Source organism: Craurococcus roseus, assembly GCF_039523795.1.
GTDB classification, from domain to species: Bacteria; Pseudomonadota; Alphaproteobacteria; order Acetobacterales; family Acetobacteraceae; genus Craurococcus; species Craurococcus roseus.
The window spans coordinates 1-20,667 of sequence record NZ_BAAAFZ010000077.1; the positions used below are offsets into that span (position 1 = coordinate 1).

At 72.8% G+C, this 20,667-nt stretch carries 18 protein-coding genes and 1 pseudogene; 9 read left to right on the plus strand and 10 right to left on the minus strand.

Annotated elements, in window-relative coordinates; all coding sequences use genetic code 11:
• Positions 1-388: pseudogene (locus ABD067_RS21955) on the minus strand (hypothetical protein); the annotation flags it as partial.
• Positions 389-408: 20 nt separating this feature from the next.
• Complete coding sequence (osmF, locus tag ABD067_RS21960) at positions 409-1,350, minus strand: glycine betaine ABC transporter substrate-binding protein OsmF (RefSeq protein ID WP_343897546.1); 942 nt, start codon at positions 1,348-1,350, stop codon at positions 409-411.
• A 77-nt stretch (positions 1,351-1,427) separates the two neighbouring features.
• Here osmF and ABD067_RS21965 point away from each other — a divergent pair, with 77 nt between their 5' ends.
• A complete protein-coding gene (locus tag ABD067_RS21965) occupies positions 1,428-2,414 on the plus strand; it encodes a Bug family tripartite tricarboxylate transporter substrate binding protein (protein WP_343897547.1) in 987 nt (328 codons plus the stop codon).
• Here ABD067_RS21965 and ABD067_RS21970 read toward each other — a convergent pair.
• Positions 2,411-3,703, minus strand: coding sequence for a hydantoinase/carbamoylase family amidase (locus tag ABD067_RS21970; RefSeq protein WP_343897548.1), 1,293 nt, complete (start codon positions 3,701-3,703; stop codon positions 2,411-2,413). The two genes, ABD067_RS21965 and ABD067_RS21970, sit on opposite strands and share 4 nt — an antisense overlap.
• A gap of 11 nt (positions 3,704-3,714) precedes the next feature.
• A complete protein-coding gene (locus ABD067_RS21975) occupies positions 3,715-4,953 on the minus strand; it encodes an amidohydrolase family protein (RefSeq protein WP_343897549.1) in 1,239 nt (412 codons plus the stop codon).
• Between the two features lie 146 nt (positions 4,954-5,099).
• Between ABD067_RS21975 and ABD067_RS21980 the strand changes: the two genes are divergently transcribed.
• The 8 genes from ABD067_RS21980 to ABD067_RS22015 all read left to right on the plus strand — a co-directional run bounded on the left by ABD067_RS21980 (position 5,100) and on the right by ABD067_RS22015 (position 13,628).
• Entirely contained in the window at positions 5,100-6,443 is a 1,344-nt protein-coding gene (locus ABD067_RS21980; RefSeq protein WP_343897550.1) for an APC family permease, read from the plus strand.
• Between the two features lie 184 nt (positions 6,444-6,627).
• The gene (locus tag ABD067_RS21985; RefSeq protein ID WP_343897551.1) at positions 6,628-7,938 is read left to right on the plus strand and encodes a class I SAM-dependent methyltransferase; all 1,311 of its coding nucleotides are present in this window, start codon (positions 6,628-6,630) and stop codon (positions 7,936-7,938) included.
• 275 nt (positions 7,939-8,213) lie between these two features.
• Complete coding sequence (locus ABD067_RS21990; RefSeq protein ID WP_343897552.1) at positions 8,214-9,506, plus strand: methyltransferase domain-containing protein; 1,293 nt, start codon at positions 8,214-8,216, stop codon at positions 9,504-9,506.
• A 1-nt stretch (position 9,507) separates the two neighbouring features.
• Entirely contained in the window at positions 9,508-10,554 is a 1,047-nt protein-coding gene (locus ABD067_RS21995; protein WP_343897553.1) for a glycosyltransferase family 4 protein, read from the plus strand.
• Positions 10,539-11,867: a glycosyltransferase gene (locus ABD067_RS22000; protein ID WP_343897554.1), complete on the plus strand. Its 1,329-nt coding sequence runs from the start codon at positions 10,539-10,541 to the stop codon at positions 11,865-11,867. Before ABD067_RS21995 ends, ABD067_RS22000 begins: the two co-directional genes overlap by 16 nt.
• A gap of 85 nt (positions 11,868-11,952) precedes the next feature.
• A complete protein-coding gene (locus ABD067_RS22005) occupies positions 11,953-13,089 on the plus strand; it encodes a site-2 protease family protein (RefSeq protein ID WP_343897555.1) in 1,137 nt (378 codons plus the stop codon).
• A gap of 64 nt (positions 13,090-13,153) precedes the next feature.
• Positions 13,154-13,411 carry a hypothetical protein gene (locus tag ABD067_RS22010; protein ID WP_343897556.1) on the plus strand — a complete coding sequence of 86 codons (258 nt, stop codon included), beginning with the start codon at positions 13,154-13,156 and terminating at the stop codon, positions 13,409-13,411.
• A gap of 19 nt (positions 13,412-13,430) precedes the next feature.
• Positions 13,431-13,628, plus strand: coding sequence for a hypothetical protein (locus tag ABD067_RS22015; RefSeq protein ID WP_343897557.1), 198 nt, complete (start codon positions 13,431-13,433; stop codon positions 13,626-13,628).
• Between the two features lie 360 nt (positions 13,629-13,988).
• Here the strand turns inward: ABD067_RS22015 and tcuA are convergent, their stop codons facing one another.
• From tcuA to ABD067_RS22045, 6 genes are all read right to left on the minus strand, one after another.
• Positions 13,989-15,536 carry an FAD-dependent tricarballylate dehydrogenase TcuA gene (gene tcuA / locus ABD067_RS22020; RefSeq protein ID WP_343897558.1) on the minus strand — a complete coding sequence of 516 codons (1,548 nt, stop codon included), beginning with the start codon at positions 15,534-15,536 and terminating at the stop codon, positions 13,989-13,991.
• 161 nt (positions 15,537-15,697) lie between these two features.
• The gene (locus ABD067_RS22025) at positions 15,698-16,753 is read right to left on the minus strand and encodes a hypothetical protein (protein ID WP_343897559.1); all 1,056 of its coding nucleotides are present in this window, start codon (positions 16,751-16,753) and stop codon (positions 15,698-15,700) included.
• 87 nt (positions 16,754-16,840) lie between these two features.
• Positions 16,841-17,323, minus strand: coding sequence for a hypothetical protein (locus tag ABD067_RS22030; RefSeq protein WP_343897560.1), 483 nt, complete (start codon positions 17,321-17,323; stop codon positions 16,841-16,843).
• An 89-nt stretch (positions 17,324-17,412) separates the two neighbouring features.
• Positions 17,413-18,279: a KPN_02809 family neutral zinc metallopeptidase gene (ypfJ, locus tag ABD067_RS22035; RefSeq protein ID WP_343897561.1), complete on the minus strand. Its 867-nt coding sequence runs from the start codon at positions 18,277-18,279 to the stop codon at positions 17,413-17,415.
• Between the two features lie 64 nt (positions 18,280-18,343).
• Entirely contained in the window at positions 18,344-19,618 is a 1,275-nt protein-coding gene (locus tag ABD067_RS22040) for a CaiB/BaiF CoA transferase family protein (RefSeq protein ID WP_343897562.1), read from the minus strand.
• Complete coding sequence (locus ABD067_RS22045) at positions 19,615-20,613, minus strand: Bug family tripartite tricarboxylate transporter substrate binding protein (protein WP_343897563.1); 999 nt, start codon at positions 20,611-20,613, stop codon at positions 19,615-19,617. The genes ABD067_RS22040 and ABD067_RS22045 overlap by 4 nt, the downstream gene beginning before the upstream one ends.
• Between the last annotated feature and the right edge of the window lie 54 nt (positions 20,614-20,667).

A 20,667-nucleotide genomic window follows, 5' to 3' on the forward strand; every position in this document is an offset into this window, starting at 1 on the left:
CGGGCCACCACGCGCGCCACCCCGGCGCGCGGGCGCGCAGCGCGAGCAGCAGCGCCGCCGCGCCGAGCGCCAGCCAGAACCCGCCGCCCAGCATGGCGCGCGCCGCGGGCGGGCGTCCGTCCAAAAGGCCAGCCGCCGCGAATCCGGTGGCGCCCAACACGCCCGCGACGCCGAGGGTGAGCAGGACGGACGCCGCAAGGTCGGGGACACCGCGCCAGGCCGCGAGGACGACGACGAGCGCCGCCGCGTGCGCCGCCGGGCCGAAGGCATCGAGCGCGCCCACCGGCTCCCCGGCCACCAAGCGGTTCGCCGCGATGGAAAGCCAAGGCAGGCCGTAGACCCCGGCCAGCGCCAACGCCGCCGCGCCGAACCGCAGCCCGGCCTCCACCGGGGCGGTTGCCGGCCGCGTCAGGACAGCACGCCCTCGCGGGCGAGGTGGCGCCGCGCCACCGCGGCCGGCGGATGCCCCTCCACCGCCACCTCCGCGTTGAGCGCCCGCAACCGCTCCATGGAAAGCCCGGAAAAGACGCGCGACAGCACCGGCGCGATGCCCGGGTGCCGCTCCAGCGCCGCGGCGCGGACCACCGGCGCCGGCTCGTACACCGCTTGGGCGCCGCGCGTGTCCTCCATCATCACGAGGTCGAGCACGGCCAGCGCGCCGTCCGTGCCGTAGACCATGGAGGCGTTCACCCCGCTCACGTCCTGCGCCGCGGCGCGCAGGGTCGCCGCCGTCTCACCGCCCGGCAGCACCACCACGCGCCGGCGCGGCATCGTGAAGCCGTAGGCGCGCTCGAAGGCCGGCAGCGCCGCCGGGCTCTCCACGAACTCGGCCGAGGCCGCCAGCTTCAGCACCCCGCGCGGCGCGGCGGCGGCGAAATCCTCCATCGTCCGCAAGCCTTCCCGGCGCGCCACGTCGCCGCGCACGGCGATGGCCCAGGTGTTGTTCGCGGGCGCGCGGTCCAGCCAGGCCAGGCCGTTGCGCGCCGCGTCCAGCCGTTTCGCCGTTTCGTAGGCGGACGCGGCCGAGCGCCAGGCGGGGTCGTCCTCCATGCCGAAGAAGAAGGCGCCGTTGCCCGTGTACTCGGGGTAGATGTCCACCTCGCCCGCCAGCAGCGCCGCGCGGACGATGCGCGTCGGCCCGAGTTGGAGGCGGTTCGCCGTCGGCACGCCCGCCGCTTCCAACGCCAGCAGGATCATGTTGCCGAGCAGCGCGCCCTCGGTGTCGATCTTGGACGCGACGACCACGCGCTCCGCCGCCGCCACGGACGAGGCCAAAGCGGCGCCCAAGAAGCCGATAGATCTCCGCCCGAGCGGCATCCGCGTCGCGCCTCCACCGGAGTCCAGCCCCACCCCACCGCATCCGGGGCCGCCGCGCAACGTCCGCGCCCGTGGCACGTTCGGTCCGCAACGCACAGGGAGGAACACCCATGCCCGACGCCTCGCGCCGACGGTTGCTCGCCTCGCTCGCCTGCGTCGCGGCGGCCCCGCCGCTCGCGCGCCCGGCGCTGGCCCAGCCCGACGCCTTCCCCTCGCGCCCGGTGACGATCGTCGTGCCCTTCAGCCCCGGCGGCAGCACGGACGTGGTGACGCGGCTGATGGCGGAGCGCATGTCCGCCGTCCTCGGCAAGCCGGTGCAAGTGGAGAACAAGCCCGGCGGCAACACCATCGTCGGCGCCGACGCCGTCGCCCGCGCCCAGCCGGACGGCCATACCGTGCTGATGGCGGCCGGCACTACCCTCACCATCAACCCCGTCGTGCAACGGAACCTCCCCTACAAGGTGGAGGACTTCGCGCCGATCACCCTCGTCTCCACCTTCCCCTTCGCGGTGATCGCGCGCCACGACGGCCCGGCCGACATCCCGGCGCTGATCGCCGCCGCCCGCGCCCGGCCCGGGCGCATCACCTACGGCACCAACGGCCCGACCACCCTCACCAACGTGGCGATGCTGATGGTGCTGGACCGCCTCGGCCTGCAGATGCAGGACGTGACCTACCGCGGCGACGCGGCGCAGTTGAATGATTTCCTCGCCGGCACCCTCGACCTGCTGGTGGTGGCCGGCAGCACCGCCCTTCCCGTCTACCGCAACAAGCAGGGCCGCCTGCTCGGTTGGACCAGCGCGGAGCGCGTGCCCTCCACCCCCGACGTGCCGACCTTCGCCGAGCAGGCCGCGCCCGGCCTCGTCGCGGAGAGTTGGTTCGGCCTGCTGGCGCCGGCCCGCACCCCGCCGGCCGTGGTGGGGCGCCTCAACGAAGCCGCCGTGCAGGCCCTCCAAGACCCCGCCATCCGCGACCGCCTCACCAACGAGGGCCAGTTCCTGCAAGGCGGCACGCCGGCGCGGTTCGCCGAGTTCCTCCGCGCCGAGGCGGAGCGCTGGCGCCCCATCCTCTCCAAGCTGGAAGTGCCGCAAAACTAACCGCCGCAGGCGTTCTCCACCAACCACAACGCCAGCACCGACGTGGCCTGGAGGAAGTCGTCCAACTCCATCGCCTCGTCGGGGTTGTGGCTGCCGTTGCGGTTGCGCACGAACAGCATCCCCATAGGCACGCCCGCCTCGGCGAAGGCCGCGGCGTCGTGCGAGGCGGGGCTGCCCAACTCGGCGGGCGGCAGGCCCAGCGCCCGCGCGCCCGCCAGCAGCGACGCCCTGATCGCCGGGTCCACGGCGCCCACCGCCGCGCGCGCCTTCCGCCCGAGATGGAAGCGCACGCCCCGGCGCCCCTCCACCTCGGCGACGATCCCGTCCACCCTCCGGTCCAGCCCGGCCAGCACCGCCTCGTCGTACGCGCGCACGTCCAGGCTGAAGTGGAACAGCCCTGGCACGAAGGTCATGCCGTGCAGCGCCGCGTCGGTGTGGAAGCGGCCGAGCGTCGCCGCCATCGGCACGCTGCGCGCCTCGTGCTCCTCCCACACGCGGTCGAGCACCATTGCGAAATCCGCGCCGGCCATGGCGGCGTCGCGGCGGAAGCGGCGAGGCAGGCCGACGTGCTCGTTCCGCCCCTCGATCCGCGCCTCCGGGTACCGGAAGTTGCCCGGGATGCCGGTGCAAACCGCGAGCGGCTTGCCGTCTTCGACGAGGCTCGGCGCCTGCTCGATGTGCAGTTCCAAGAAGGCCCGCAGCTTCGACGGCTCCAGGAAACGCCGCCGCGCTCGGACCGCATCAGGATCGCCGCCGCACTCCGCCATGTGCTCGGCCAGCGTCCGGCCGGTGTCGATGCGCTTCGCCTCCAGCGCGCCGTCCGGCAGGCTGCCGAGCGCCGAACGGCTGCCGACGTAGGAGACCTGGAACCACACGCTCTCCTCGGCGCGCACGGCCATGACGGTCACGTCGCACCTCGGCGCCAGCCCGAGCCGCTTGAGCGCCGCGACGGCCACCAGCCCTGCGACCACGCCGGCCGCGCCGTCGAAGTTGCCGCCGTGCGGCACGCTGTCGAGGTGCGAACCGACCACCACGCGCGGCGCCCCCGCGTCGCGCCCGGGCAGCGTCATGTAGGTGTTGGCCGCGAAGTCGCGTTCCACGCGGAGGCCGAGCCGCTCCGCCGCCGCGGTCGCCGTCGCGTGCGCCCGCTGCTCGCCGGGGCCGTAAGGGTCGCGCGTCACCCCCGGCTCGTCCAGGCCGTCGCGCCGCAGCGCGTCGAAGAGGGACGCGGCCAGCGTCCCTTCCGCCATCACCGCTTCAGCCACGCCGGCCGCCGGAGTCTCCGCCATCCGCTCGCCTCCTACGGCCGGTGCAGCACCGGCGCCCCGCGGGTGAAGGTCCGCCGGCCGCGCTTCCAGGCGCCGAGCGTGGGCGCGATCTCCCGCAGCGCGTCCACGGCGCTCGGCGCGTCCACCAGCACGAAATCCGCCGGCTTGCCGGGCGCGATGCCGTGGTCCTGGCGGCGCATGAGGCGCGCGCTGTCCGTCGTGAACATGCCCCAAACCGCCTCCAGCTCCTCCGGCGACGCCCGCTGCACGGTGTTGGCGTAGAGGTTCGCCTGCCGGATGAGCTGCCCGTCGCCCATCGGCGTGAACGGGTTCAGGATGTTGTTGGACGAGATGGCGCAGAGGACGCCCAGCCGCGACAGGGCGTTCGCGTCCGCCACGTTCCGCCGCACGCCCCATTGCTGGTCCCGCCCGCCGAGCCAGAGGTCGGTGGAGGGCAGCACCGTCACGGCCACGCCGGCGTCCCGCAGCCGCGCCGCCAGCTCAGCCAGCCTGTCGGGCGGCACCAGCGACAGCTTGGTCGCGTGCCCGATGGTGACCCGCCCCTGCCAGCCGTGCTCCTCCGCCAGCTCGCACACCAGCAGCAGGTCGAGGTGCTCGGCGGTGTTGCCGCTGTCGAGGTGCATGTCGATGTCGAGGTCGTAGCGCCGCGCTAGCTCGAAGACGCGCCGGATCTGCGCCGCGGGGTCGGCGTCGTAGCTCGGCGCCGCGCCCACCACGGTCGCGCCGTTCTCCAGCGCCGCCACCATCAGCTCGTCGGTGCCCGGGTTGTCGGTCAGCCCCTCCTGCGGCATCACGCAGATCTCGATGTCGATCGCCCAGGCGTAACGCTCCACCAGGCTCCGCACCCCCTCGAAGCCGCGCAGGCCGACCTTGGGGTCCACCTCCGCGTGGGTCCGCATGAGGGTGGTGCCGTGGGTGATGCACTTCTCCAGGGTGCGCGTCGCGCGGTCGGCGACGTCCTCCACCGTGAAGGTGTGCTTCACCGCGGAAACGCGCTCCATCGCCCGGTGCGCCCTACCCTCCTCGCAGGCGCAGCGGTCGATGATGCAGGTCTTGTCCAGGTGGATGTGCGTCTCCACGAAGCCGGGCGAGACCAGCCGGCCGCCCGCCTCCACCACCTCGCCGGCCTCTTCCGCCAAGCGCGGCGCGATCGCCGCGAAGCGGCCGCCGTAAACGCCGATGTCCACCGTCGGCCCGCCCCGCCCGGCTTCGGGCAGGCGCGCGTCGCGCACCAGGAGGTCGAAGCCCAAGCCGCCGTGCTCCCTCGCGTTCCGGAACGGACAGGATGCACGGCAGAGCACACCTTGCCAGTCCCCGGAAACCGGTCCTAGCGTCGGCGGCACCGTCGGCGCGCCTCCTCTGGCCCGGCCGCACACCGAACGAATGAGGCGCGTCCATGAGCGAAGCAGTCGCCAGCCCGCCCGTCGCCGGCGCCGAGGAGCCCGGCCTCCGCCGCAGCATCGGCCCCTTCCAGCTCTTCGCCTACACCCTCGGCGGCATGCTCGGCGCGGGCATCTACGGCCTGGTCGGCCGCGCTGCCGGGCAGCTAGGCGCCGCCGTTTGGCTCGGCTTCATCGTCGCCATGGTGGCGGCGCTGCTCACCGGCCTGTCCTACGCCTCGCTCGGCTCGCGCTACCCGCGCGCGGGCGGCGCCGCCTACATCACGCACCGCACCTACCACCGCCCGCTGCTCACCTGGATGGTGGGGCTCGCGGTCATGATGTCGGGCCTCACCTCCGTCGCCACACAATCGCGCGTGGTCGCCGAGAACCTGCTGCGGCTCGTCGAGATCCCGGGCGTGCCGTCGACCCTCATCTCGCTCGGCTTCCTGCTGCTGATCGCGGGCATCGTGTTCCGCGGCATCCGCGAGAGCATGTGGATGAACATCGTCTGCACCGTGGTGGAGGCCGGGGGCCTGCTGCTGGTGATCGCGGTCGGCATGTCCTGGTGGGGCACCACGAACCTGTTCGAAACGCCCTCGCCGGAGGGCATCACCGCGCAGCTCCTGCTCCAGGGCGCGATCCTCACCTTCTTCTCCTTCATCGGCTTCGAGGACACGCTCAACGTCGCCGAAGAGTGTCACGACCCGCAGCGCACTGTGCCCATCGGCATCGTTTCGGCGATGATCGTGGCGACGGTGCTCTACATAGCCATCGCCGTCACCGCCGTGTCCGTCGTGCCCTGGCGGGAACTCGCCGTCGCGCCCGGCCCCCTGGCCGAAGTCATGAACCGCGCCGCGCCCTGGCTGCCGGGCTGGTTCTACGTCGCCATCACCGTCTTCGCGGTCGCCAACACGGCGCTGCTCAACTACGTCACCGCGTCGCGCCTCACCTACGGCATGGCGCGGCAGGGCCTGCTGCCCCAGGTGCTCGGCCGCCTCCACGAAGGCACGCGGACGCCCTACATGGCCATCGCCGCGCTGTTCGTGGTCGTGGTCGCGCTGATGCTCAGCGGCGACATCACGCAGCTCGCCTCGGCCACCGTGCTGCTGCTGCTGGCGGTGTTCTCCCTGGTGAACATCGCCCTGTTCATCCTCCAGCGCCGCCCGAACGAGCCGCGCGGCGGCTTCGAGGTGCCGTCCTTCGTGCCGGCGCTGGGCGCCCTGGTCTGCCTCGCCTTGCTGATAAACCGGGTCGCCACCGGCGATTGGCGCGCCCCTTTGCTCGCCGGCGTGGTGCTGGTGGCCATCGCGGCGCTCTACGCGGTGGTCCGGCCGCGCGACGTCCTCCCGGCGACATGAGGCGGCGGGGCGGGGGCTTCCGCCGGCCCCCTCCCCTTCCGCCGCGCCGCCCCAAGCCTTAGGGTTCGCCCATGGAAGACGCTTGGGAATGGTCGGCTCCGGCTGGGGGTGCGCGGCCGGCCGGCCGGGCGGCACTCCGCCGATGATGGCCGGCCTCGAATGCCCGCGGTGCAGGTCCGCCGATTTGCGCGACGGAGGCGGGCTCCTGGAGTGCGGCGACTGCGGCTCGTCCTATCCGGTGCTGGGCCGCGTCCCGGTCCTGTTCCGAGACGCCGTTCCGGCCGCCGGCGACGACCCCGACAACGCCACCGTCCACCAAGTCCTGGAAGCGCTCGGCCTCGGTTCGGCCCCGGCGGACGCGCTCCGCGTGCGGCAGATGTTCCGTCGCCGGGCCAGCTTCGGGGACGAGCAGGTGCAGGTCGAGAGCGCGCAGCTCCTCGACCGGCTGCGCGGCAGCGGGCACGGCATCGACGGTTCCGGGCACCGCGCCGAGGAGGCGCAGCCGGCCGCGGACGACGCCGACGCCCTCCCGCGCTACCGGTGGACGCTGCTCGACCACGTGCCGCGGCGCCTGCCGGCCGGAACGGAAACCATGGCGAACCTGCGCTTCCGCAACACCGGTGCGGTCGCGTTCCGGCACCGGCCGCCGCACGAGGCGAGGGTCCACGTGTCGTGGTTCGACGAGGCGGGCAAGCCGGTCGACGCGCCCGACGTCCGCACACCCCTCCCGATCGACGTGCCGCCGGGCCGCGAACTCACCGTGCCGGCGTTCATCGCCACGCCGCGCGTGTCCGGCAGGATGCTGCTGCAGGTGAGCTTCGTGCAGGAAGGCGTGCGCTTCATGCACGACGACGCCAGACGCATCTCCGTGCGGGTCGGGGGCGCCGCCGGGCCGGCGCTGCCGGACGGCTGGGTCCGGCACAGCGAGCCGCACCGCACCTACGAAGAGGACCACCGCATCGGTCAGGACGTGTTCCGGCGTTGGCTCCAGCCCCTCGCCAAGGCCAAGCTGGTGCGCGTGCTGGAAGTCGGCGGCAACGTCCATCCCATGGCGGCCGGCTTGGCGAACGTCGACCTGTACAACCTCGACGTGGACCTGCTCGGCCTCCAGTTGGGCGACCTGCTCCACCGCCGCGACGGCCGTGACGCGGCGTTCCTGTGCGCCGACGCCGAGGACCTGCCCTTCCCGCCCGGCTTCTTCGACGCCGCCGTCATGTTCGCCACCCTGCACCACTTCCCGGACCCGGCGCGGGTGCTCGCCCATGTCGCCACCAGGGTGAGGCCGGGCGGGTTCGTGGGCGTGCTCTGCGAGCCCGTCGGGCACGTCCACCCCGGCGCGGTCGCCCCGGATTTCCTGTCGGAGCTGCGCAAGGGCGTCAACGAGCAGAGCTTCACGGCGTCCGAATACGAGGCGATGTTCCGGCGCGCGCGTTTGCGCGCGGAGGAGGCCACCATAGACGTCAACAGCCTCAAGGCCCGGCTGGTGCCGCTTTGAACGAGGGGACGCGGCCCCGGCTGCCGTCGGACGCCCCCGCCGACCGCGCCGGAAGCGGCAACGCCTCCAACGGGGCGGGGGCGTCCGCGTCGCAGCCGATGCCTGTGCCCGACCTTCAAGCTTCGGACCTAGTGGTGGAGATGATCCGGACAGCGCTCGACGACCGGACTGTCGCGCCTCCATCCGGCAGCGGAGGCGCCGCCGGCGGGACCATGCCGTCGCTCGGCCCGCCGACGTCGACGTTCCCCGCCGCGCGTCCGGAAACCCGCCGGGACATGTCCACGCCGCTCGACCTCGGACCGCTGATGGCTCGGCAGGGCGCGGACTTCGTGCGGCACGTCTACTTGGAGCTGCTCGGCCGCGAGCCCGACGACCACGCTTCCTTCTATGCCGCCGCCTTGCAGGAAGGGCGGCTGAGCAAGCTGGAGATCCTGGGCGGGGTGCGCTTCAGCGACGAAGGAAAGGCGGCCGGGCGCGCGGTGCCCGGCCTCAAGCCCCGCTTCCTCCTCACCCGCGCTTACCGCGTGCCGGTCCTCGGGCGGGCGCTGCGGATCGGCACCGCCGCGGCCGGCTTGCCCGCCACGTTGCGCCACCTGCAGCGGATGGAACAGGCCTTCTCGGCCGCGGAAGCGCGGATGGCGGGCTTGGCGGCGGCCTCCGGAGAGGAGAGGCGCGCCCGGATGGACGGCGAAGCCGAGGCCGCCGCCCGCGCCAACAAGATGGAAAGGGCGCTCACCGCGCTCGTCTCCGAGACGGCCTCCCGGCTGGACGAGCGCGGCAAACTGACGGACGACGCCGTGGTGTCGTTGGCGGACAAGCTGGACGCGTTGGAAGCCACCGTGGCGGAGGCCGCCAAGCGGGCCGCGGCGCACGCGGCCGGCGGCGAAGCCGCAGCGGCGGCCGACAACTCGCTCGACGCGCTGTACATGGCGTTCGAGGACAAATTCCGCGGCGCGCGCGAGCTCATCAAGGAGCGCCAAGCGGTCTACCTGCCGCTGCTGGAGGAGTGCGGGGCAGGCACCCTCGCGCGGCCGGTCCTGGACGTGGGCTGCGGCCGGGGCGAGTGGCTGGAGCTGCTGCGCGACCGCGACTTGGTCGCGCGCGGCGTGGACCTCAACGAGGCCATGGTGGAATTTTGCCGCGGCATGGGGCTGGACGCGGTCGCGGGGGACGCCGTCGAACACCTGGGTGCCGTGCCGGCCGGCTCGCTCGGCGCCGTCACCGGCTTCCACATCATCGAGCATCTGCCGTTCAAGGTTTTCGTGCGGCTCCTCGACGAAGCGCTGCGCGCACTGGCGCCGGGCGGCGCGATCGTGTTCGAAACGCCGAACCCGGACAACGTGCTGGTCGGCAGCCGCAACTTCTACCTCGACCCCACCCACCGCAATCCGATGCCGAGCGACATGACGGTGATGATCGCCGAAGCCCGCGGCTTCGACCGCGCCCACCCGCGGCCGCTGCACCCGACGGGCCAGTCCTTCAACGCCGAGGACAAGGCGCTCGGCGAGCGGCTCGACGGCCTCTTCTACGGGCCGCAAGACTACGCCCTGGTCGCCTGGAAACCCTGAGGTGCGCGTCGGATTGCTCACCGCGCAGGTGCCCTTCGTGCGCGGGGGCGCGGAGATGCTCGCGGAGAGCCTGGCGCGCGAGATCGGGCGCGCCGGCCACCAAGCGGAGATCATCAGCCTGCCGTTCCGCTGGTACCCGCCCGCGCGCATCCCCGAGCACATGCTGGCCTGCCGCTTGGTGGACGTGGAGGAAAGCAACGGCGTACCGATCGACCGGGTGATCGGCCTCAAATTCCCGGCCTACCTGGCGCGGCACCCCAACAAGGTGCTGTGGCTGCTGCACCAGCACCGCGGCGCTTACGACCTCTGGGGTACGGAGCTGGGCGACCTGCACAAGAACCCGGACGGCGCCCACGTCCGCTCCGCCATCCAGGAAGCGGACACCCGGCTCATCCCGGAAGCCCGCGCCTGCTACACCATCTCCCGCAAGGTGAGCGAGCGGCTCCGGCGCTTCTGCGACCTGCCCTCGACGCCGCTCTACCACCCGCCGCCGGGCGCCGAGCGGCTGTCGGGCGGCGAGTACGGCGATTATTTCCTCGTGCCGAGCCGCATCAACCGCGCCAAGCGGCAGCACCTGGTGGTGGAGGCGCTGGCGCTGACCCGCAACCCGGTACGCGCGGTGTTCATGGGCGCGGCCGACGACGCCGGGTACACCGACGGGCTGAAGCGCGCCTCGGAACGCGACACCCCGGGCGGGCGGGTCGTCTGGGCCGGCGCCGTGTCCGACGAGCGGCGCATCGCGCTGTACGCGGATTGCCTGGGCGTGGTCTTCACGCCTTGGGACGAGGACTACGGCTACGTGTCCCTGGAAGCGATGCTGTCCTCCAAGGCGGTCGTGACCTGCGCCGACTCCGGCGGGCCGCTGGAGTTCGTGGAGGACCGGGTGAACGGCATCGTCTGCGAGCCGAGCCCCGCCGCGCTCGCCGAAGCGTTGGACCTGCTCTGGGGACGGCGGAACCTCGCGCGCGAGTACGGGCAGGCCGGGCGGCAACGCTACCGCGACATGGACATCGGCTGGGAAAAGACCCTCGCGTGCCTGCTCGGCTGAAGCTCAACCTCTTCTCGCCCCTGCCGCCGCTGCGCTCGGAGATCGCCAACCACACGGCGCACCTGCTGCCGCCGCTGGGTCGGCTGGCCGACGTCACGGTGTGGACGTCGCAAGAGGACTGGGCAGCGCCGGACGCGGAAGGCGTCCGGGTGCGCCGCTTCCGGCCGGACGCCCCGCCCTGGCCCGCGATCAACGAGGCGCGTGCCACTTTCTTCAACATCGGCAACAACACCGCGCTCCACGGCGATATCTTCCGCGTGGCCGGCGTCGTGCCCGGCGTCGCCATCCTGCACGACACCGTCCTGCAGCACTTTTTCGCCGGCCTCGCGGTCCACCACGGCTGGCGGTCCGAGTACCTCGACGCGATGCGCCGCCACCACGGCGCGGAGGGCTTGGAACAGGGCCGGCGCCTCCTCACCGGCGGGGTCGGCGCCAGCGACCTGGCCCACCGCTTCCCCCTCACCCTCGCCGCCGCCGATCGCGCGACCGCCCTGGTGTGCCACGTCCCGGACGGCGCGCGCGCGCTGGAGGCGCGCACCCGCCTGCCGGTCTACCGCCTGGACCTGTCGACCGATCTGGCCGGGGTGCAGGAACCCACCGCAGCGGCCAAGACGGCAGACGGCGAACCGCGCCGATTGGTAATGTTCGGCCACCTCGGCTTCAATCGCAGGTTGCCCAGCCTGTTGCGCGCCTTGGCGGAGATGCCGGAGCGGGACGCCTTCCGCTTGGACATCTACGGCCAGATCGAGGACGAGGCGGAAGCGAGGCGCTTGACCGCGTCCCTCGGGCTCGGGCGCTTGGTCGAGGCGCACGGTTTCGTCCCCCAGCAGGATCTGGATCGCGGGATCGCGCGGGCGCACCTCGCGGTGAACCTCCGCTACCCGAGCATGGGCGAAGCGTCGGCCAGCCAGTTGCGGACCTGGGCGCTCGGGCTCCCTTCCCTCGTGACCCGCACCGGCTGGTACGCCACCCTGCCCGAGGACGCCGTGTTCTTCGTGGAGCCGGAGGATGAGATCGGCGGCATCAAACGGCACTTGGCCCGGCTCCTCACCCGGCCCGGAGCCTTCGAAGCGGCGGGCCGGCGCGGCCGCGCCCTGGTCGCCTCGCGGCACTCGCCCGAGCGTTACGCGGAAGGTTTGGTGGAGATCGCCCGCCAAGCCCCGATGCAGCACGGGCGCCGGGCGGCGGTGGACTTGGCCCACGCCAGCAGCCGGGCCTTGGCGGGTATGGTCGGCATGGAAGGTTTGCAACGCGCGGCGCCCGGCGTCGCTGAGGAGATAACGCTGCTCACGCGGCCAGCGCCGCCGCGCTGACACCCCGCACGGCGACGGATCGCCACCGCACGCGTTGCAGCACCCGACGCATCGGCGCCGAAGCCGATCCCAAGAGGCATCGCCCATGAGCTGGTCTTTCCCCATCGGCACCGTGAAGGGCACGGTGATCCGCATCCACCTCACCTTCGTTCTTTTCCTGGTTTGGATCGGTTTGTCGCACTACACCCAAGGCGGGCAGCGCGCGGCCTTCGAAGGCGTGCTGTTCATCTCCTTGCTGTTCCTCTGCGTGTTGCTGCACGAGTTCGGACACGTCTTCGCCGCCCGGCGCTACGGCGTTCAGACGCCAGACATCACCCTGCTGCCCATCGGCGGCGTGGCGCGGCTGGAGCGCATCCCCGAGAAGCCTGCGGAAGAGCTGGTGGTGGCGCTGGCGGGTCCGGCCGTGAACGTCGTAATCGCCGCGCTGCTGTTCCTCGTGCTCGGCGGGTTCCCGTCTATGGATGACGGGGCGCAGGTGCAGAACCCGGGCGTGGGCATGCTGGAGCGCCTCGCCTGGGTGAACATCACCCTGGTGGTGTTCAACCTGATCCCTGCGTTCCCGATGGATGGCGGGCGCGTGCTGCGGGCGCTGCTCGCCGCCCGGCTCGGCTACGCACGCGGCACGCGGATCGCGGCCGGCGTCGGGCAAGGAGTGGCCTTCGCGCTGGGATTGCTGGGGCTGTTCGGGAATCCCTTGCTGATTTTCATTGCGCTGTTCGTCTACATGGGCGCTGCGGCCGAGGCGAGCGCGGCGCAGATGCGCGACGCCGGCCGTGGCATGATCGCGTCCGATGCCGCCGAAACGCGCTTCGAGAGCTTGTCCACCGCCGCCACGGTCGAGGATGCGGTGGAGTGCCTGCTCCGCACCTCGCAGCACGACTTCCCCGTGGTGGACGGCGGCGGGGGGCTGCGCGGCGTGGTCACGCGCGACGACATGATCCGGGCGCTGCGCGAACACGGGCCGGACACCCCGGTGCTGGAGGTGATGCGCCACGGCGTGCCGGTGCTGCACCACCGCCAGCCGCTCGACGAGGCGCTGCGGGTAATGCAGGAGGGTCGACACCCGGCGGTGGGCATCGTGGATGCCGCTGGCAGGCTGGTCGGCTTGATCACGCCGGAGAACGTGGGCGAATTGATGATGGTGCAGGCCGCCCGCCCGCCCCGGCAGCCGCCGATGAGCCCTTGGGGGCCGGGCCGGGTGCGCGACGCGCCTTCGTCGTGACGCGCCGGGCCGCCGTGCGGCGGGACTGGAATCGAAGGGGCTGCGGCACGATCTTCCGGGCGTCATGATGTACCTCCTCGCCCTCGTCCTTCCACCCCTGGCCCTCCTGTTGGCCGGCCGCCCCTTCCAGGCGGTGTTCAACGGCCTGCTTTGGGTGCTCGGCCTCGTCTTGATGATCCTCCCGTTCCTGGCGGGGCTGCCGTTCCTCGGAGTGGCCGTCCTGTGGGCGCTGGTGGCGGTCCACAACCGCAAGCAGGAATCGCGCGACCGCCGCTTGGTGGACGATGCGGTGCAGCGCGACCGGGCGCAACGGATCGGCTGACCCGGAAGCCACACGCGCCATGGCGAAATGGCTCTGGACCGCGGGCACCGCGCTGGTGGCGCTCGGCCTCGCCGCGCACATTTTCGGCTGGGACGCGCTGCTCTGGATTCCGGTCGCCGCGGTGGAGACCGTCCGGGAGAACCCCGAAACCTACGGAGTCGTCGCCCTCGGCCTCCTCCTCATGGTGCTGGCGCGCCTGATGGGCAGGCGCCATTGAACGGCGATCGCTTCGGGTGGAAACACCCGAAGCGTGGATCGTCGGGCCGATCCGCCTAGCGCCACAGCCGGGTTCCACCCGGCGGAGATGTGGGCCCGCGATCCGCTCCGTACCGTTCCCGCATCCCGGCGCGTCCGCGACAGGGAAGTTCGCGTCGCCGGCCACCTCGGTCGACCGCGAGCCGTTCTCCGCGCCCTGTGACCGTCGACGGCCCCAATAGAGCCCCCTGATGCGACGGCACGGCTCCTCGCCGCGCAGTCCGGCGTGTCTCGTAGCTTTGTCCAAGCCGCGCGTTCAGCGCGCCGCGTCGCCGCCCTCGGTGCGCGCGGCGCAGCGCGCCAGCATCGGTTGTCGCATTGGTTAGCCGACAGCCACGGGTGGCACCATGCCTCCGCCAGCGGCGTTGCCACGCGCATCGGTCGCGGCCGTGGCTCCCGCTAAGCGCCCGAACACCGCGCCGTTGATGAGGCCCGAGCCGCCGGGGTAGTTGAAGTAGAAGATGCCGCCCACCAGCTCCCCGCAGGCGTAGAGGCCCGGGATCGGCGCTTGGTCGGCGTCGAGCACCCGCGCTTCGGTGTCGATGCGCAGCCCGCCGAAGGTGAAGGTGATGCCGCAGCCCACTTGGTAGGCCTCGAAGGGCGGGTCGTCGATCGTGTTCGCCCAGTTGCTTTTGTTGACCGCCAACCCCTCCGTGCGACGCCCGTCTTTCACGTTCGGGTCGAAGGGGATGTCGGTGCGGACGGCGGCGTTGTAGCGCCGGATCTCGGCGAGGAACGCGGCGCCGTCCACGCCTTCCAGCTTCTCCGCGAGTTCCTCCAGGGTGTCGGCCCTGACCTTGGTCACCTGCCGGATGCGGTACTCGTCGCGCAGCACGTGCGCCACCTTCCGGTCGAACACCTGCCACGCGAAGTTGCCGGGCTGCTCCAGCACCACGCGGCCATACTTGGCGTAGGTGTAGTTGCGGAAGTCGGCGCCCTCGTCGAGGAAGCGGCGGCCGTCGGCGTTGATGAGCACGCTCCAGGGATAGGAGTGCTTCTGGAAGGCATCGCCCACCGCCAAGTCGCCGTACTCCGGCGCGTTGAAGTCCCACTGCACCGCGTGGCAGCCGGACCAGTTGCCGAAGGGGCTGGCGCCGATCTCCAGCGCCATCTTTATGCCGTCGCCGGTGTTGAAGCGGGTGCCGCGCACCTTGGCCAGCTCCCAGCCCGGCCCGAGGTAGCGCGTGCGCATCTCCGCGTCGCCCTGGAAACCGCCAGCGGCGAGCACCACGGCGGGCGCGCGCAATTCGTACAAACGCCCCGCGTCCCTGACCTGCACACCGTAGATTTTGAAGCCGTCGTGGAGCAGGCGCGTGGCGCGGCTGCCGTAGCGGACCTCGATGCCTTCCCTGCGCGCCGCCGCCGTTTCCGCTTCGACCAAGCCGGGGCCGCCGCCCCACGCCTCCACAGTCAGTCCGCCCCAGAACTTGAACTTGCCGCCCACCTTGAAGGCCTGCCGGCCCCAGATCGGCTGGAAGCGCACGCCCTTGCCACGGAGCCACCGCATGGTGTCGAAAGAGCGCCGGACCAGGATTTCACACAGTTCGGGATCGGTGCGGTTCCGGGTGACGCGGAACATGTCGTCGAAAAACTGGTCCTCGGTGTAGGTGCCGAAATCGCTGCCGGCGACCTCCGCGTCGGTCAGGTCCGGCATGATCTCGCGGAGATCCTCGACGCCGCGGTAGGCGAAGCGGATGGCGCCCGCTGTGAAGCGGGTGTTGCCGCCGGACTCCGGCTCCGGCGCACGCTCCAGCACAACCACGCGCGCGCCCGGTTCCCGCGCCGAAAGGGCGGCGCAGAACGCGGCGTTGCCGCCACCCACCACGACGACGTCGAACTCGCCGCCGCTGCTTGTCGCGCCGTCCGGCATCCGCGTCCCCTCCGATGCTTCGTCGGGCCAGATGTAGGACGGCCTCGCCGTCCGGGGAACCTCAGTGGACCGCGTCCTTCGGCGTCGTCCTCAGAAGCGCGGACGGCAACGGCCGGCGGATCGCTCCGCCGGCCGTCCCTCGCCGCCCTATCCGCCGCGGTTCAGGGGCTCGGGTCTCGCCCCTTCGCTCCCGTGTTGTTTCCCGTGTTGTTGGCGCCGAGGTTGCGGTCGGCCGCCGTGCCCGGCGGGTTGCGCGGCGTGCCGTCCTCGTTCTCCGGGTGGGCCCCGCTGATGTTGGTGCCTGCCACTTGATCCACGCCGCGGCTCAGCTTGGTGCCCGGCGGGTTGCCCGGCGTGCCGTCCGGCGCGCTCGAACCCATGCCGGTGTCCGCCGCCGAGCGATGCTCATTACCCGGATAGGCGCCGCTGGTGTTAGTGCCGGCGACTTGGTCCATGCCCCTCGACGCCATGGTGCCCGGCGGGTTGCCCGGCGTGCCATCCGGGCCGCTCGACCCCGTGCTAGTGGTCACTGGAGGCTCGCCCGCCCTGAGCACCGTCCGGGTGCCCGTGACGCCCGCGGCTGCAGCGCCCGCGCCAGTCCCGGCTGTGTCGACGCCGAGGCCCGCGCCGGTGGTGGTCCCGGTGGCGGCGTAAGGGCCGGCGTTCTCGTCGTAGCGATTCCAACCGCTTTCACGGTAGCTCGTGCCGCGCGTCTCTGTGTCCACGGCGTTGTGCCGCGCCATGATGGCTTCCGCCTCGGCGACACGGCTCTCGTCCGTGCGCACGGTGACGAGGTTGCCGCCGCGGCGCACGCCTTCCGCGTAGACGTTGGCGTGCTCCTCGCCGATGCCGGCCTGGGTCAGCCCACCGAGCAGGCCGCCCGCCGCCGCGCCGGCGCCCGCGCCGGTCAGCGCAGCCACCAACCAACCGGCGGCGACGATGGGGCCGAGGCCGGGAATGGCCAGGGCGCCGATACCGGCGAGCAGGCCGGCGCCGCCGCCAACGATGGTGCCGAGCGTGGCGCCGGTGCCGGCACCGGTACCGGCGCCCGTTTCGCCGGCTCCGTTGGTATCAGCCGCAGAAGCGTCGTCGCCTTCCGGCCGGTTGGCGATGAGGCTCACGTCGTCATGCGAAAACCCGGCCGCCTCCAAGTCGCGTACGGCGGCGGCGGCGTCGGAGTAACTGTCGAAGAGGCGCGCCACTGTTCTGCTGTTCATCGGAATCCTCCGTTCATGATCCATGCGGGCGCGCCGAGGCGACCCGGGCGGGGCCGGGGTCCGCCACGCGCGCCGGAGCGGCCGGCCTCAGCGGCTGGTGACGGCGCCCGTGAAGTCGAGTGCGACGCCCACCTGTTGGCCGTTGCGCATGCCGCGGCCGCGCCAGATGCCCTGGTCGTCCTTCTGCAACTCGGTCACGTTGCTGAAGCCGGCCGCTTCGATGCGGCTGCGCGCTTGCCCTTCGGTGAAGCTGTTGGCGCCGGGCTGGGGCGTGGCGGCGGTGCGGGTGCCGTCGTCGATCCTCACCGCGCTCTGGCCGCCCTCCGTGGAGGGGCCGGCGGTGGTCGCGCCGCTGCGGTCGGTGGCCGTGCCGGGTGCCATGGTGGCGCGGTCGGTGGTTCCGACGGCGCGGTCGTTCGGCGCGGGTGCCGGCGCCACCGGGTTGGTGCTGTTCTGCATTGTAGCGGCGGGCGGGTTGCGGTCGGGCGCGGCCGGGGACGTCTGCGCCAGCGCGGGGGCCGAAACGGCGGTGGCGCCGAGCAGCGCCAAGCCGAACATGGTCGTGCGCATCGGGGGGTCGTTCCTCTCTGTGTGCGGCGGCCACGGCTCGGGCCGGACCGCCATGCCATCGATAACGAATCGTCCCGCTGGACGTTCCGTCAGGAACGGTCGCTCTCGAAGGTGTCGCAAGCCCGGATGTCGCCGGACGCCAGCCCGGCGCGGAACCAGCGCACGCGCTGGGCGGAGCTGCCGTGGGTGAAACTCTCGGGCACCACTTCGCCCCGCGCGCGCCGTTGCAGCCGGTCGTCGCCCACCGCCGCGGCCGCGTTCATCCCCTCTTCGATGTCGCCGCGCTCCAGGATGCCCCGCGCCTCGTGCGCGCGCCGCGCCCACACCCCGGCGAAACAGTCGGCCTGGAGTTCCAGCCGGACCGACAGCGCGTTGCCCTGCGCTTCCCCGGCGCGCGCGCGCATCTCCCCCACCCGCTGCGCGATGCCGAGTTCCGCCTGCACGTGGTGCCCTACCTCGTGGGCGATGACGTAGGCCTGCGCGAAGTCGCCGGAGGCGCCGAGCTGCCGCTCCATGTCACGGAAAAAGGCCAAGTCTATGTAGATCTGCTGGTCGGCCGGGCAGTAGAACGGGCCCACGGCCGAGCCCGCGATGCCGCAGGCCGAGCGCACCCCGCCGCTGAACAGCACCAGCCGCGGCGGGTCGTAGCGCCGCCCGTTCTCCCGGAACACCGCCGTCCAAACGTCCTCCGTGGAAGCGAGCACGCGGCCCACGAACCGCCGCGCTTCGTCCGATCCGCCTTGCTGCTCGGGCGCGTGGCGCGCTTCGGGCGCGCCCTGGGGCGGCGCGACCGGGCCGCCGCCGTCGAGGATCGCGCGGGGGTCCACGCCCATGAGCAGGGCCAGCACCACCAGCACCACCGTACCGATGCCGCCCCCGGCGACGCCGATCGGCAAACCTCCGAGGCTACGCCGGTCCTCGACGTTCGAGCTTTCGCGCTCCCCTTCCAGACGCATGGAACCGTCCTTTCACGTCCCGGTGCCGGCCGGCGTTCCGGCCCCGCACAGGACCATAAGCCGGCTACGGCGCCCCGGGTTCCTCCCCCGCGGCGGCGGCCGGGACCGCCTCGCGCACGGCGCCCGACGCGCGCAGCCGCTCCAGCGCTTCGGCGCCGAGCAGCGGTTCCAGCACGGCGGCGTTGTGCTCCCCGAGGCGGGGCGCCGGGCGCGCGAGCACCCCCGGGGTGGCCGAAAGGCGGGGCACCGCGCCGTGCATGGGCAACCAACCGCCGGGCATCTCCGCGTCCGGCACCTCGACCAGCGCCTCGCGCTCCGCGACGTAACGGTCGGCGTCGAGCCGGGCCGCGTCCATGATCGGGCCGATGGTCACGCCGGCCCGGTCGAAATGCGCCAAGTTGCCTTCGAGGCTCCGCGCACCGATGAAGCCGCCGATGATCGCGTCCAGCTCCTCCACGTGCAGCAGCCGATCGGCGTTGGCGCGGAAGCGCGGGTCGGCGGCGAGTTCCGGCCGGCCGATGGCGGCGAAGAGCTTCTCCGTCATGCCCTGCGTGGAGGCGGACAGGCACACCCAGGCGCCGTCGGCGGTGCGGTAGGCGTTGCGCGGCACCGAGTTGGTGGAGCGGCTGCCGGTGCGCGGCTTCACCTGCCCGGTCAGCCGCCAATTCGCCATCTGCGGCTCCATCATTGTGAAGATCGGGTCGAACAAGGACAGGTCGATCACCTGCCCGCCGCCTCCGTTCTCCGCGTGCCGCAACGCGATCATCGCCGCCGCGGCGCCGTAAAGGCCGGCGTAACCGTCCGCCATGTACATGGGCGGCAGCACCGGCTCGCGGTCGGCGAAGCCGTTCTGCGCCGCGAAGCCGGAGTAGCCTTCGACCAGGGTGCCGAAGCCCGGCTTGTGCCGGAACGGCCCGTCCTGCCCCCAGCCGCTGACGCGCACGACGACGAGGTCCGGATTCGCTTCCAGCAGCGCGGCGGGGTCGAGGCCCATCGCCTCCAGCACGCCGGGCCGGAAGCTTTCCACCAGCATCGCCGCATCCCGCGCCAAACGCCGCACCACGCCGGCGCCGTCCGCGCTCCGGAGGTCGAGGCACACGCCCAGCTTGTTCCGCGCCAGCGCCTTCCAGGTGGTGGACACGCCGCGGGTGCGCCACGCGCGGAGCGTGTCGCCTTCCGGCGGCTCCACCTTGACCACCTCCGCCCCGTGGTCGGCCAACACCTTGGTCAGCACGTTGCCGGCGACGAGGCGCGACAGGTCCACCACGCGCAGCCCGTGCAGCGCGCCGGTGGCGGCCGGGTCGAAGCGCTTGCGGTGGAGTCCGACGGCGGCGCTCATTCGGCGCGGATGCCCGCCGCCTGCGCCACCTCGCGCCAACGGGCGAGTTCTTCCCGGAGCAGCGCCGGGAACTCCTCCGGCCCGCCCCGCGCAGGGCGGGCGCCCTCGGCGTCGTAGACGCGCGCCAACTCCGGATCGGCGAGGGCGGCGTTCGCCGCGGCGTGGATCGCGGCCCGCGCCTCCGGCGGCAGCCCGCGCGGCGCCAGCAGGCCCCACCAGATGGACGCTTCGTAGTCTAGCCCCTGTTCGCGCGCGGTGGGCACGTCGCCGACGTTCGGCGGCAGGCCGCCGCCCGGCGAGGTGGCGGCGATCACCCGCACCCTGCCTTCGCGGATGGCGGCCGACGCGCTGGCGACGGTGGTTATCATGACGCGGATGTTGCCCGCGACCAGGTCCGTCACCGCCGGCGCCGTGCCGCGGTAGGGCACCGGCGTCATGCGGACGCCCGCGCGCAGGCAGAAGTACTCGGTGACGAAGTGGTTGATGCCGCCCGCGCCGGAGGTGCCGTAGTCGAGCCCGCCCGGCGTCTCCCGCGCGAGGCGCACGAGGTCCGGGAGGTTCCGCGCCGGCAAGTCTGGGTGGACCATGACGAAGAAGGGCGCGCGCGCCAGCAACGCCACCGCGTCGAAGCTGGACAGCGCGTCCCACGGCGTGCGCTGCGACACGGCCGAGGTGGCGAAGGAGGAGGACGTCACCATCAGCGTGTGGCCGTCGGCCGGCGCCTGCGCCACCTGCGCCGCGCCGATGGCGCCGCCGGCGCCGGGCCGGTTCTCGACCACGAAGGGCTGGCCGGTGCGGGCTTGCAGCCGTTCGGCGAGCGGCCGCGCCACCACGTCGTTGGAGCCGCCCGGCGGGAAGGGCACGACGAGCCGCACCGGGCGGGACGGCCAAGGCGTCGCCGCCGCTGGTTGCGCCCGCGCGGCGGCCGTTGAAGCCGCCAACGCCGCCCCGAAGACGGCACGCCGCCCGACCCGCCCTCCCGCCGCTGCCCGCATCCGTCCCGCTCCCCCGGCCGCGCCATTGTGGTTCCGCGCGCCGCTCCGGCAGCG

Bases quoted from the DNA above. Each gene is read 5' to 3' on its own strand.
- ABD067_RS22040 (WP_343897562.1), bottom strand. From the start codon at position 19,618: ATGAGCGCCGCCGTCGGACTCCACCGCAAGCGCTTCGACCCGGCCGCC.
- ABD067_RS22045 (WP_343897563.1), bottom strand. From the start codon at position 20,613: ATGCGGGCAGCGGCGGGAGGGCGGGTCGGGCGGCGTGCCGTCTTCGGG.
- ABD067_RS22005 (WP_343897555.1), top strand. From the start codon at position 11,953: ATGAGCTGGTCTTTCCCCATCGGCACCGTGAAGGGCACGGTGATCCGC.
- ypfJ (WP_343897561.1), bottom strand. From the start codon at position 18,279: ATGCGTCTGGAAGGGGAGCGCGAAAGCTCGAACGTCGAGGACCGGCGT.
- ABD067_RS21980 (WP_343897550.1), top strand. From the start codon at position 5,100: ATGAGCGAAGCAGTCGCCAGCCCGCCCGTCGCCGGCGCCGAGGAGCCC.
- tcuA (WP_343897558.1), bottom strand. From the start codon at position 15,536: ATGCCGGACGGCGCGACAAGCAGCGGCGGCGAGTTCGACGTCGTCGTG.
- ABD067_RS21965 (WP_343897547.1), top strand. From the start codon at position 1,428: ATGCCCGACGCCTCGCGCCGACGGTTGCTCGCCTCGCTCGCCTGCGTC.
- ABD067_RS22030 (WP_343897560.1), bottom strand. From the start codon at position 17,323: ATGCGCACGACCATGTTCGGCTTGGCGCTGCTCGGCGCCACCGCCGTT.
- ABD067_RS21990 (WP_343897552.1), top strand. From the start codon at position 8,214: ATGTCCACGCCGCTCGACCTCGGACCGCTGATGGCTCGGCAGGGCGCG.
- ABD067_RS22015 (WP_343897557.1), top strand. From the start codon at position 13,431: ATGGCGAAATGGCTCTGGACCGCGGGCACCGCGCTGGTGGCGCTCGGC.
- ABD067_RS21970 (WP_343897548.1), bottom strand. From the start codon at position 3,703: ATGGCGGAGACTCCGGCGGCCGGCGTGGCTGAAGCGGTGATGGCGGAA.
- ABD067_RS22025 (WP_343897559.1), bottom strand. From the start codon at position 16,753: ATGAACAGCAGAACAGTGGCGCGCCTCTTCGACAGTTACTCCGACGCC.
- ABD067_RS22010 (WP_343897556.1), top strand. From the start codon at position 13,154: ATGATGTACCTCCTCGCCCTCGTCCTTCCACCCCTGGCCCTCCTGTTG.